12 protein-coding genes and 1 other RNA gene are annotated in these 12,452 nt (G+C 63.3%); 3 read left to right on the forward strand and 10 right to left on the reverse strand.

Annotated elements, in window-relative coordinates; translation table 11 throughout:
- The first annotated feature begins 265 nt into the window (after positions 1-265).
- Complete coding sequence (locus tag F6X40_RS13460) at positions 266-688, forward strand: OsmC family protein (RefSeq protein WP_026226035.1); 423 nt, start codon at positions 266-268, stop codon at positions 686-688.
- A gap of 86 nt (positions 689-774) precedes the next feature.
- Here the strand turns inward: F6X40_RS13460 and rnpB are convergent.
- The 3 genes from rnpB to pyrC form a co-directional block, all read right to left on the reverse strand.
- An RNA gene (gene rnpB, locus F6X40_RS13465) (RNase P RNA component class A) lies at positions 775-1,188 on the reverse strand.
- A gap of 35 nt (positions 1,189-1,223) precedes the next feature.
- Entirely contained in the window at positions 1,224-2,153 is a 930-nt protein-coding gene (locus F6X40_RS13470; RefSeq protein ID WP_187628204.1) for a DUF3025 domain-containing protein, read from the reverse strand.
- 11 nt (positions 2,154-2,164) lie between these two features.
- Entirely contained in the window at positions 2,165-3,226 is a 1,062-nt protein-coding gene (gene pyrC, locus F6X40_RS13475) for a dihydroorotase (protein ID WP_184066722.1), read from the reverse strand.
- A gap of 163 nt (positions 3,227-3,389) precedes the next feature.
- Here pyrC and F6X40_RS13480 point away from each other — a divergent pair, with 163 nt between their 5' ends.
- Entirely contained in the window at positions 3,390-4,349 is a 960-nt protein-coding gene (locus F6X40_RS13480; protein WP_184050901.1) for a class II glutamine amidotransferase, read from the forward strand.
- A 100-nt stretch (positions 4,350-4,449) separates the two neighbouring features.
- Here F6X40_RS13480 and F6X40_RS13485 read toward each other — a convergent pair whose 3' ends face one another.
- The 6 genes from F6X40_RS13485 to F6X40_RS13510 all read right to left on the reverse strand — a co-directional run bounded on the left by F6X40_RS13485 (position 4,450) and on the right by F6X40_RS13510 (position 10,300).
- On the reverse strand, positions 4,450-5,175 hold the full coding sequence (locus tag F6X40_RS13485; RefSeq protein ID WP_090801826.1) for an amino acid ABC transporter ATP-binding protein: 726 nt from the start codon (positions 5,173-5,175) through the stop codon (positions 4,450-4,452).
- Positions 5,172-5,849 (reverse strand): glutamate/aspartate ABC transporter permease GltK, encoded by a 678-nt coding sequence (gene gltK / locus F6X40_RS13490; protein ID WP_018421788.1) that lies wholly within the window; start codon positions 5,847-5,849, stop codon positions 5,172-5,174. The genes F6X40_RS13485 and gltK overlap by 4 nt, the downstream gene beginning before the upstream one ends.
- On the reverse strand, positions 5,849-6,589 hold the full coding sequence (locus tag F6X40_RS13495; RefSeq protein ID WP_184066728.1) for an amino acid ABC transporter permease: 741 nt from the start codon (positions 6,587-6,589) through the stop codon (positions 5,849-5,851). Before F6X40_RS13495 ends, gltK begins: the two co-directional genes overlap by 1 nt.
- A gap of 91 nt (positions 6,590-6,680) precedes the next feature.
- Positions 6,681-7,574, reverse strand: a complete 894-nt coding sequence (locus tag F6X40_RS13500) for a glutamate/aspartate ABC transporter substrate-binding protein (RefSeq protein WP_184022934.1) — start codon at positions 7,572-7,574, stop codon at positions 6,681-6,683.
- A gap of 284 nt (positions 7,575-7,858) precedes the next feature.
- Positions 7,859-9,181 carry a Glu/Leu/Phe/Val family dehydrogenase gene (locus tag F6X40_RS13505; RefSeq protein WP_184022933.1) on the reverse strand — a complete coding sequence of 441 codons (1,323 nt, stop codon included), beginning with the start codon at positions 9,179-9,181 and terminating at the stop codon, positions 7,859-7,861.
- A 162-nt stretch (positions 9,182-9,343) separates the two neighbouring features.
- Positions 9,344-10,300 carry a LysR family transcriptional regulator gene (locus F6X40_RS13510; RefSeq protein ID WP_187628205.1) on the reverse strand — a complete coding sequence of 319 codons (957 nt, stop codon included), beginning with the start codon at positions 10,298-10,300 and terminating at the stop codon, positions 9,344-9,346.
- 164 nt (positions 10,301-10,464) lie between these two features.
- Here F6X40_RS13510 and purB point away from each other — a divergent pair, with 164 nt between their 5' ends.
- Positions 10,465-11,853, forward strand: coding sequence for an adenylosuccinate lyase (gene purB, locus F6X40_RS13515; protein WP_187628206.1), 1,389 nt, complete (start codon positions 10,465-10,467; stop codon positions 11,851-11,853).
- Positions 11,854-11,953: 100 nt separating this feature from the next.
- Here purB and F6X40_RS13520 read toward each other — a convergent pair whose 3' ends face one another.
- Positions 11,954-12,448: a gluconokinase gene (locus tag F6X40_RS13520; protein WP_090801834.1), complete on the reverse strand. Its 495-nt coding sequence runs from the start codon at positions 12,446-12,448 to the stop codon at positions 11,954-11,956.
- Positions 12,449-12,452 lie beyond the last annotated feature (4 nt).

Raw genomic sequence — 12,452 nt, forward strand, 5'->3', positions numbered from 1 at the left:
GTGACAGATTCGATGCACGGAGGACATTTGACGAAACTCCTTTTGGATCAAGCACTAAAGGCCAAAGAATTCGAATCGCATCAGGCATGCCCAAGAGTAAGGACCCTAAACTGCCCGAGGAATTCTGGAACCGCCCGCCCATTCCGCACCGCAACAAGAAAGCAATCGCCGTGCATGGACGCGGGATGCGCTCAGCGTGCGCCAATCGTCAGACACCGGGCTACAATGCCGTCTCGACAAAGCGATGCGCGGTGGGAGTGACAGCATGGAATGCAAAGTAAGCTGGATGGGACAAGACGGGATGGCGTTCGCGGCCGAGACGGGCAGCGGTCATCTGGTCGCGATGGACGGCGCACCCGAGGGTGGCGGACGCAACCTCGCGCCGCGCCCGATGGAAATGGTGCTGCTCGGCACCGGCGGCTGCACCGCCTACGACGTCGTGATGATCCTGAAGAAGAGCCGCCAGGAGATCGCCGGCTGCTCGGTGACGCTGAAGGCCGAGCGCGCGAGCGAAGATCCGAAGGTGTTCACGAAGATCCACTTCCACTTCACGGTGACGGGCAAGAATCTGAACCCGGCGACCGTCGAGCGCGCGATCAACCTCTCGCACGACAAATACTGCTCGGCGTCGATCATGATCGCGAAGACCGCCGAGCTCACGCATTCGTTCGACATCGTCGCGCTCTGAGCGCGAAAGCGATGGCGGCGACGGCCGCCACCCCGCCCCAAATGAAAAAGCCGGCGTCCCAACGGACGCCGGCTTTCCTTATTCAGCGGCAAAGCAGGCCGATAAGCCGGATTCTGTGCACGCGCCGCGCCCGAAGACTCGACCCGCGTGGCAGCCATTCCTCTAGGCGCGCCATTACTGACGCGCTCAAGCTTCCTACCCGCAGACGAGACGGGGGCCCCGTCCTGCATCGCGAAGATGCGCGCCTGCCTACTTGGAATTGCTCCGGGTGGAGGTTACCGTGCCGGTCTGCCTTGCGACAGCCGCGGTGCGCTCTTACCGCACCGTTTCACCCTTACCTGATCCCGACTTGCGCCGGGCCATCGGCGGTTTGCTTTCTGTTGCCCTGTTCCGCGTGTCGCCACGGATGGCCGTTAGCCATCACCCTGCCCTGTGGAGTCCGGACTTTCCTCGCCCTCGTTGGCCGAAGCCGTCGAGGCCGCGACTGCCTGGCCTGCTTTGCTGGCGCGAATTTTAACACCGAACTTGGAAGCGCCTAGCGCTTGCGCCGCCCCGTGCGGAACACGGACGTGTCGTCGTAGAACGCCGGCGATTCGTTCTCGGGCCACCAGCCCGGAATGCCGAGCACCGGCAGCGGCGCGAACATGCGGCTCGTCAAAGCGTCGGGGCCGAGCAGCGCCGCGCTGACGGCTTCATCGAGGTATGCGTCGCGCGTCGGGGTGTCCCATTCGAAATACTCTGCCGGAACGTCGACGATCCATGCATGGCCGGTGCAGCCCTTGAACGGCGCGATCAGCTTTTCGAGCAGCGCATGGCCGAAGCACCGCACTTCGCAGCTCCGCCCCCACGCATCGCGCCACGCGACAAACAGCGTCTGCCACTCGAAGCCGCGTAGCGCGGCGCTCAGCGAAGAATCGGCGCAAGCGAACAGCAGCGCGTTTTCGTCGAAGAGGGTCAGCATGTCGCGCACACCGCCACGCGTCGGGCCGACGCCGAGCACGTCGAGTTCCGCCGACTGGCGCGCGTTCAGCGCCGCCTTGATGCGCGGAAACGCGAACCACATCGAACCGTTGAAGAAGTCGTGCAGATTGTGGCGCGTCGGCACGCAACCGGTCGACGCTATATGCCCCTCGTACGCGGCACCCGGTGGCAGGTCGTCCTGCGCGATGAACGCAAGAGGCTGGCCGCGGCCGGTGGTCTGTTGCATCTGGGCGGCGTCGGCGTTCATCGCGGCGAGAAGGTCCGCGTAGCCGGTCAGCGCGGCTTGCTGCCAACGCTGACCGCGTGTGGCGAATTGCGCGAACCACGGCTTCGACCAGTCGATTGCGGCGAAGCACGGTGGCAGAGGCTCGGGTGCCATGCCGCGCGCAGCTTTGGTCGCCGCGGCTTCATGGTCTGCCGCGGAGCCCGCTTTCGCCGCCTTATCAATATTGGCAGCGCGCTGCCCCGCCTCACGCTCCCGCATCTACCGCAGCCTCAAACGAGACGCCAGCCAATCGACTCCCCGCCTCGCAGCGGCACGACCGGCGTATCGCCGGCCGGCAGCTCGGCCGGCAGCGTCCATTCCTCGCGACGCAGCGTGACCTTCTCCGTATTGCGCGGCAGACGGTAGAAGTCCGGACCATGGAAGCTCGCGAAGCCTTCGAGCTTGTCGAGCGCGCCGGCCTTCTCGAATGCTTCGGTATAGAGCTCGAGCGCGTGCAGCGCGGTGTAGCAGCCCGCGCAACCGCACGCGTGTTCCTTCAGCCCCTTCGGATGCGGCGCGCTGTCGGTGCCGAGGAAGAAGCGCGGATCGCCCGAGGTCGCCGCCTCGACCAGCGCGACGCGATGCGTCTCGCGTTTGAGCACCGGCAGGCAGTAGTAATGCGGACGGATGCCGCCCTGGAAAATCGCGTTGCGGTTGTACAGCAGATGGTGCGCGGTGATCGTAGCGCCAAGCAGTTCCGGCGCGACGCCCGCTTCGCGGACGTAGTCGGCCGCGTCCTTCGTCGTGATGTGCTCGAACACGACCTTCAGCGCCGGAAATGCGCGGCGCAGCGGCATCATCACGCGATCGATGAAGACCTTTTCGCGATCGAACAGATCGATGTCCGAATCGGTCACCTCGCCATGCACGAGCAGCGGCATGCCGACTTCCTGCATCACTTCCAGCGTCTTCGCGCACTTCATCAGATCGGTGACGCCCGCGTCGGAGTTCGTCGTCGCGCCCGCCGGGTACAGCTTCACGCCGTGCACGAAGCCGCTCTCGCGCGCGCGGCGGATCTCGTCGGGCGGCGTGTTGTCGGTCAGGTACAGCGTCATCAGCGGCTCGAATTTCGCGCCCTCGGGAATCGCGGCGATGATGCGCTCGCGATATGCCTTCGCCATCGCGGTCGTCGTGACCGGCGGCTTCAGGTTCGGCATGATGATCGCGCGACCGAACTGGCGCGCGGTGTCAGGCAGCACGGCCGCGAGCATCGCGCCGTCGCGCACGTGCAGATGCCAGTCGTCCGGACGGACCAGTGTGACGGAATCGGGGGAAACGTTGGAAGCAGTCATGGCAGGAATACGAGACTTCGCGCGCCTCGCTGATCGACCGGTCAAACCGCGTTGTAGCGGCCCAAACACATGTCAATTTCGCTATTTGGCGTCTCCGGCTCGGTGATATGCTTGGAAGATCATCATTGTAACGGCTCGCTCCGTTCACAGGCTCACCTGCAACATGTGCCAACTTCTCGGAATGAACTGCGCCGCGCCGACGGACGTCACGTTTTCCTTTACCGGCTTTGCGGCGCGTGGCGGCGTCACCGATCACCACGCCGACGGCTGGGGCATCGCTTTCTTTGAAGACAAGGCGTGCCGCTTGTTCATCGATCATCAATCGTCGGCCACGTCGCCGATCGCCGAGATGGTCAAGCGCTATCCGATCAAATCGAAAAACACGATCGCGCACATCCGCAAGGCGACGCAAGGGCACATCCTGCTCGAAAACTGCCACCCGTTCATGCGCGAACTGTGGGGGCGTCACTGGATCTTCGCGCATAACGGCGATCTGCAGGCTTACGCGCCGGAACTGAACGGCGTGTATCAGCCGGTCGGCACGACCGACAGCGAACTCTCGTTCTGCGCGCTGCTGGAAGGTTTGCGTAAGGCTTTTCCGGGCGCGCAGCAGCCGCCGCTTCACGAGCTGTTCGCCGCGCTCGAGACGCTCACGCGTGAAATCACGCAGTACGGCGTGTTCAATTTCCTGATGTCTAACGGCCAGGCCCTGTTCGCGCATTGCTCGACGCATCTGCATTACGTCGTGCGTCGCTGGCCGTTTTCGACCGCGCATCTGGTCGACGCGGACGTGTCGATCGATTTCGCCAAATACACGACACCCGAAGACCGCGTCGCAGTCATCGCGACCAAGCCGCTGACCGACAACGAAGTGTGGACCGCGTTCAAGCCCGGCGATCTGCTGATGTTCCAGCATGGCGACGTGATCGGCCGCGCCAATATCCCGGTGCCGCAGTCGGTGCTCGAAAAGTTGCGCAATCCGGCACTCGACGCATCGGCGTCTGCCACGACGATCGCGGCGTCGAACGGCGCGCACGCGGTGGGCACGAGCGCAACCACGCTTTCACCCGACAGCGAAACCGATCTCGAAGCCGCCGATGACACGGCAGCGTTCGAGTCGTAAGCCGCCGCGTCACCCTACGCGTGCGAAACAAAAAGCCGCTCCACGGAGCGGCTTTTTTTCGTCCCGCGCGAGCCCCGAAACGAGGCCTGCGCACCCACCCTCAGTGCAGAATCTTCGCGAGAAAATCCTTCGCGCGATCCGACTTCGGATTCGCGAAGAAGTCTTCCTTGCGGTCGTCTTCGACGATCAAACCCTTGTCCATGAAAATCACGCGATGCGCGACCTTCTTCGCGAAGCCCATTTCGTGCGTCACGCACATCATCGTCATGCCTTCCTGCGCGAGTTCGACCATCACGTCGAGCACTTCGTTGATCATCTCCGGATCGAGCGCCGAGGTCGGCTCGTCGAACAGCATCGCGATCGGGTCCATGGAGAGCGCACGCGCAATCGCCACGCGCTGCTGCTGACCACCGGACAGCTGCCCCGGATACTTGTCCGCATGTGCGCGCAGACCGACGCGATCGAGCAGCTTCAGGGCCTTCGCGGTCGCCTCGTCGTTCGAGCGGCCGAGCACCTTGACCTGCGCGAGCGTCAGGTTCTGCACGATCGACAGATGCGGAAACAGTTCGAAGTGCTGGAACACCATGCCGACCTTCGAGCGCAGCTTCGACAGATTGGTTTTCTTGTCGGTCAGTGACTGGCCGTTGATGACGATCTCGCCCTTCTGGAACGGCTCGAGTCCGTTGACGGTCTTGATCAGCGTGGACTTGCCCGAACCGGACGGCCCGCACACCACGACCACTTCGCCCTTTTTGACTTCCGTCGTGCAGTCGGTCAGCACCTGGAAATGGCCGTACCACTTCGAAACATTCTTGATAGAGATCATCTTGCGACCTTTTTCTGAAGACCTTTGACGAGGCTCGACGCGATCACGCAGATCACGAAATAACACGCGCCCGCGAACAGTACCATCTCGACGTTCGTGCCGTCACGATCGCCAATATTCGTAGCCGTGCGGAAGAAGTCGGCGAGGCTGATCACGTAGACGAGCGACGTATCCTGAAACAGCACGATACCCTGCGTGAGCAGCAGCGGCACCATCGCGCGGAACGCCTGCGGCAGCACGATCAGGCGCATCGCCTGCCCATAGGTCATGCCGAGCGCGAACGACGCGTTGACCTGACCACGCGGCACCGCCTGAATGCCAGCGCGGATGATCTCCGAATAATACGCGGCCTCGAACAGCGAGAACGCGACCATCGCCGAGGCGAGCCGGATGTCGATGTCGGCCGACAGACCGAGCACGCTTTGCAGCACCTGCGGCACGATCAGGAAGAACCACAGCAGCACCATCACGAGCGGGATCGAACGGAAGAGCGTCACGTAAGCCTGCGCGAACCATCCGAGCGGCTTGATCGGCGACAGTCGAAACATCGCGAGAATGGTGCCCCAGATGATGCCGAATACGATCGCGATCAGCGTGATCTTGAACGTGATGATCGCGCCGGTCCATAGCGTAGGCAGCGCGCCCGGAATACCGCTCCAGTCGAAATGATGCATCACTTTCCTCCGATATAGCCGGGCAGCCGGGCCTTCACTTCGACCCAGCGCATCAGTTGCATCACGATCAGATTGATCAGCATGTATGCGACCGTGACCGCGATGAACGACTCGTAAGTTTGCGACGTGTAGTCGACGAGCTGGCGCGCCTGCGCGGACAGATCGAGCAGACCGATCGTCGAGGCAACCGCGGAGTTCTTGAAGATGTTCAGAAACTCGGAGGTGAGCGGCGGCACGATGATGCGGTACGCGACCGGCAGCAGCACGTAGCGATACGTCTGCCACTGCGTGAAGCCCACCGCCAGACCGGCCGCGCGCTGCCCGCGCGGCAACGCGTTGATGCCCGAGCGCACCTGCTCGCACACGCGCGCGGCGGTGAAGAGGCCCAGACACACGATCGACGACGAGAAGAACTGCGCGCCCGGCGGCAATTGCTTGAACCAGTTGCCGATCGACACGGGCAGCAGCTCGGGTATCACCAGATACCAGATGAAGAACTGCACGATCAGCGGAATGTTACGGAAAATCGCGACGTAGACGGTGCCGACGCCCGACGCCCATTTGTTGGGCACCGTGCGCAGCACACCGAAGAGCGAGCCGACGATCAGCGCGATCACCCATGCCGACAGCGACACGGTGACCGTCACCCACAGCCCTGAGAACAGCCAGCCCAGATAGGTGGTGGGCTCGCCCGTGGAGACGGGACTCAGCAGAATGCCCCAGTTCCAGTGATATGACATGACCAAGACTCCGGCAAAAAGAAACGGAAGAAGCGCGTGGCCCCTTCCGTTCCATTCAGCGTTTCGAAAGTGTCGAAAAAGCAGCTAGGGTTTAGTCGATTGCCTTGTCGTTCGGATTTTTGAACAGCGCACGCATATCGTCGCTCATCGGGAAGTTCAGGTTCAGGCCCTTCGGCGGGATCGGCGATTCGAACCAGCGCTTGTAGATCTGTTCGCCTTCGCCCGACGTTTGCACCTTCGCGATGGCGTCATCGGCGACCTTCTTGAAGTCGGGGTCGTTCTTGCGCAGCATGCAGCCGTACGCCTCCCGCGATTGCGGCGTGCCGACGATCACGAAATCGCCCGGGTTGCTCGACTTCGCGCGCTCGCCGGCGAGCAGCGCGTCGTCCATCATGAACGCGGCGGCACGGCCCGTCGACAGCGTCAGGAACGATTCGCCGTGATCCTTCGCGCTGATGATGTTCATGCCCATGTTCTTCTCCTGGTTCATCTTGCGAAGCAGGCGCTCGGACGTGGTGCCGGCGGTCGTGACGACCGTCTTGCCCTTCAGGTCCGGGAAGTCCTTGATGCCGGAATCTTTCTTGGTCATCAGGCGCGTGCCGATCACGAAGATCGTGTTCGTGAAGGCAGCCTGCTGCTGACGCTCGAGGTTATTCGTGGTGGAGCCGCACTCGATGTCGACCGTGCCGTTCTGCACGAGCGGAATGCGGTTCTGCGACGTGACCGGCACGAGCTTCACCTTCAGGTTCGGCATGTTCAGCTTCTGCTTGACGGCCTCGACGATCTTCATCGCGTAATCCTGCGAGTAGCCGATCACGTTCTGCTTTTCGTCGTAATAGGAGAACGGGATCGACGATTCGCGATGGCCCAGCGAAATGACGCCCGTATCCTTGATCTTTTTCAGCGTGCCCGAGTCTTGCGCATGCGCGCCAACCGTAAACAGTCCGAGAGTCGCGAGCAGCAGCGCAGCTTTTTTAATCTTCATCCTGATCTCCTTGGCAAGAACCGGCGCCAGTGTAACAAAGTAATTTTTCTGAAAGTATCGCAATTAACCATTCTGTTGCGCGCACGCCGCGATGGGCTCGCGGCGCCGCGGCACGGCCGTTTCGCGCATATGAGAAGGCGGGCGGCATCGATAGGATGCCGCCCGCCGGTCAAACACGCCGTCTTGTGGACCGCGTTGATGCACGAAGTTTCGACGGTGTGCGCCTCCCGGCCCGGATACCGGGCCGCGTCACCGCCGTTTCAAACAAGATAGGACACGGTCCATCAGGGATACAAGCCGCGCATCTCGCGCGCCTGCAAAATCCGCTTACACGCGACGATGAACGCAGCCGTGCGCACCGACACGTTCTGCTCGCTCGACACCTGCCACACCGCCGCGAACGCTTCGCGCATCACGCGCTCGAGGCGCTCGTTGATCTCGTCTTCGGTCCAGAAGAAGCTCGAGAAGTCCTGGACCCATTCGAAATATGACACTGTCACACCGCCGGCATTTGCGACCACGTCCGGAATCACGAGGATGCCGCGATCGTGCAGGATGTCGTCCGCCGCCGTGGTGGTCGGGCCGTTCGCGCCCTCGACGATGATCCTGGTCTTGATCTTGCCGGCGTTTTTTTCGGTGATCTGATTTTCCAGCGCCGCCGGAATCAGGATGTCCGACTCGACGGTCCAGAACTCATCACCGGTGATCGCGTCCGCTTCGGGGAAACCGCCGACGCCGCCCGTCTTCGCGACGTAGTCGAGCAGCGCGACCGCGTCGATGCCGGTGGACTTGTACACCGAGCCTGTATGGTCCTGCACCGCGACGACCTTCGCGCCCGCCTCCTGGAACAGACGCGCGGCGATGCCGCCGACGTTGCCGAAGCCCTGCACCGCGATACGCGCGCCTTCGATGTCGAAGCCGATGCGGCGAGCCGCTTCGCAGCCCACCACGAACACGCCGCGGCCGGTCGCCTCGCGACGGCCGAGCGAGCCGCCGAGCGTGATCGGCTTGCCAGTCACGACGCCGGTGGCCGTCTGGCCCTGATTCATCGAGTACGTGTCCATCATCCACGCCATGATCTGCTCGTTCGTGTTCACGTCCGGCGCGGGGATGTCGGTATTCGGTCCGATGATGATGCCGATCTCGCTCGTGTAGCGGCGCGTCACGCGCTCGAGCTCGCCACGCGACAGCGTGCGCGGATCGACGCGGATGCCGCCCTTCGCGCCGCCGTACGGCACGTTCACCGCCGCATTCTTCACCGACATCCACGCGGACAGCGCCATCACTTCGGATAGCGTAACGTCCTGGTGATAACGCACGCCGCCCTTGCCCGGACCGCGCGACACGTTGTGTTGCACGCGATAACCCTCGAAGTGCGCGACCGTGCCGTTGTCGAGTTCGATGGGCACGTCGACGACGAGAATGCGCTTCGGGCGTTTCAGGGTTTCGAGCCAGCGGGACAGCGAACCGAGATACGGCGCGACGCGGTCGACCTGGCGCAGATAGTTGCCCCAAGGGCCGAGGTCTTCCTTATTGAGGTAGGAGGGAACGGCTTGCAACGTTGAGGCGGCTTGTACCGATTCTGCGGCTTGTTGCTGGGATGACATGAACGCTCCGGCGTTTGATCGAGTACGGGCATTGTGGAAAAACGCCGTATCGAAATCCAATGCCGTTTCCTTATCCCGTTATGTCTTTCTTGCATAACGTTCGCAAAGCCGCAAATTCGCGTCGTCGCGACGCAGGTTCGAGTTTGAGTTTTATGCCGCGGCTCAGGCGGCGCTCTGCCGGAGTTCCTCCGACACCACGTCCCACAACTGGCGCACGAGAATCTGGCGCGCGTCGTCGCTTTTCGCGGCGAGCTTGTCGCGATACAGGCGAATCTCCATGCTGAGCGTCAGCTGCCCTTCGGGCGTGCCGCGCGTCGCGCGATCGAGGCGGATCAGCCGGCCTTCGGCCACCGCATCTTCGACCGCGCTATGCGGCAGAAACGCGATGCCGTGACCAGCGAGCGCCATCGCCTTGAGCCCCTCGGCCATGTCGGTTTCGTAGAGCCGGTCGAGGTACAGGCGCTCCGGCGCGTTCGCGAGAATCACCTCGGTCATGCGCCCGAGGTACGCGTTCGGCGTGTACGACAGATACGGCGCGGGCGCATCGGCCGAGCCTGGCAGCGTGTGACGCGGCCGCCCCGCGCGGGCCGGCGCCGAGAACGGGCTGATCGGCTCGTGGCCGAGCGTCAGCATGTCGTAGCGCGCCGGATCGAGCGCGACCGGGTGGCTCGGATGGTGGTAGCCCATCATCAGATCGCAGCCGCCTTCCACCAGCGAGAGCGCCGCGTCGTGCACGTTCAGCGCGCGCAGCCGCGTGTGGATCGGGCCCATCTGCGCCTCGATGCGCTGCAGCCAGCGCGGGAAGTAAGTGAGCGACAGCGTGTGGGGGACCGCGAATTCGATCGTCGCCTGCGGCGTCGCCGTGTGGCCGCGCAGCAGCGCGCGCGCCTCGTGGAATTGCGACAGCATCGCGAGCGCCTGCTCGTTGAACACCTGGCCGGCCGCCGTGAGCCGCGTCGGATAAACAGAACGGTCGATCAGTTCCGTGCCGAGCCACGCTTCGAGCGCCTGGATGCGGCGCGAGAAAGCCGGCTGCGTGATGTGGCGCAACTCGGCCGAGCGGCTGAAGCTGCGCGTTTCCGCGAGCGAAATGAAGTCTTCGAGCCATTTCAGTTCCATGCGCTTGCGCTTGCCGTCGAGAGGGAAGAAGCCTGCATTCTAGCGGCGCGGATTGCGACCGACGCATCCGGGCGGGCCGATCGCGTCACAGTGGTAAAATCCACGGTTCCCTCCGTTCCCGACCCGCTCGCTGAGCGCTCAACCGCTTCAACCCGGTCCTCATCATGTCCGACACCCGCCCCGACACCCTGTTCGCGCTGAACGCGCTTTCCCCGCTCGACGGCCGCTACGCCGCCAAAACCGAAGCCCTGCGCGACTGGCTCTCGGAAGCCGCCTTCATGCGCAATCGCGTGACGGTCGAAATCCACTGGCTGATCGCGCTGTCGCGCGCCGGCTTCGCTGAAGTGCCGCGCTTCTCCGAGGCGTCCGAGCAATTCCTGCTGCAACTGGCCGAACGCTTCACCGCGCACGATGCCGCGCGCATCAAGGAAATCGAGCGCGTGACGAACCACGACGTGAAGGCCGTCGAATACTGGCTGAAGGAATCGGTGAAGGGCCATGAAGAACTGGAGCGCGCGAGCGAGTTCATCCACTTCGCGTGCACGTCGGAAGACATCAACAACACGTCGCACGGACTGATGCTCGCCGGCGCGCGCGAACACGTGATCCTGCCGGCGCTGCGCTCGGTGCATCAACGCCTCGTCGCGCTCGCGCACGCGCAAGCCGCCCAGCCGATGCTGTCGCGCACGCACGGCCAGCCGGCCAGCCCGACCACGCTCGGCAAGGAAATCGCCAACGTCGCCGCGCGGCTCGCGCGTGCGATCGAGCGGGTCGCGAAGGTCGAACTGCTCGGCAAGATGAACGGCGCGGTCGGCAACTTCAACGCGCACCTGTCCGCGTATCCGGAGTTCGACTGGGAAGCATTCTCGAAGGACGTCGTCGAGAACCGCCTGAAGCTCGCGTTCAATCCGTACACGATCCAGATCGAGCCGCACGACTACATGGCCGAGCTGTTCGACGCGATCTCGCGCGCGAACACGATCCTGCTGGATCTGGACCGCGACGTGTGGGGCTACATCTCGCTCGGCTACTTCAAGCAGCGCACGAAGGCCGGCGAAATCGGTTCGTCGACGATGCCGCACAAGGTCAACCCGATCGACTTCGAAAACTCGGAAGGCAACCTCGGCCTCGCGAACGCCACGTTGCGTCACCTCGCCGACAAGCTGCCGGTGTCGCGCTGGCAGCGCGACCTGACCGACTCGACGGTGCTGCGCAACATCGGCGTCGCGTTCGGCTACTCGCTGCTCGCGTACGACTCGCTGATCCGCGGCCTCGACAAGCTCGAAGTGAATGCGCAGCGTCTGAACGAAGACCTCGACAACTGCTGGGAAGTGCTGGCCGAGCCGGTGCAGACCGTGATGCGCCGTTACGGCATCGAGAATCCGTACGAGCAGCTGAAGGAGCTCACGCGCGGCAAGGGCATCACGCGCGAGGCGCTGCAGAGCTTCATTGGCGGCCTGGCGATTGCGCAGGACGCGAAGGACCGCCTGCTCGCGATGACGCCCGGCTCGTACATCGGCCGGGCCGTCGAACTGGCGAAGCGGATCGGCTGATCTGCTGGCCCAGCTTCTTCAATGCATAAAAAAAGCCGCTCCGAGGAGCGGCTTTTTTTTCGTCCCGCGTTCGAAGCTGGAACGCGAAGCAATCAGAGACTCAGCGCGCTTCGACCTGCCTGAGCACCTCGTCGACGATCTGTTCCGGCGTCAGATCGATGCTGACCGTGATCGCTTCGTCGTCACCGGGCTCCTCGAGCGTATCGAGCTGGCTTTGCAGCAGCGACGGATCGAAGAAATGCCCGGTGCGATCCCCGAGACGCTCCGCGAGCACCTCGCGCGAACCCTTCAGGTAGACGAAGCACACGTCCTTGTCGCCGGCACGCAGAATGTCGCGATATGAGCGCTTCAGCGACGAACACGTGAACACCGCCGTCTCGCCCGCTTTCTGCTTTTCCTCGATCGCCGCGCGGATCGTCTTCAGCCACGGCCAGCGGTCTTCGTCGGTGAGCGGAATGCCGTGGTGCATCTTCTCCTTGTTCGCCGCGCTATGGAACGCGTCGCCGTCGGTGAACGCGCAATGCAGGCGCTCGGCCAGCATTTCGCCAATCCTCGTCTTGCCGGCGCCCGACACGCCCATTGCGATCAGAATCATTTGA

The sequence above is a fragment of the Paraburkholderia sp. UCT31 genome, from assembly GCF_014397655.1.
In the GTDB taxonomy this organism is placed as follows: Bacteria; Pseudomonadota; Gammaproteobacteria; order Burkholderiales; family Burkholderiaceae; genus Paraburkholderia; species Paraburkholderia tuberum.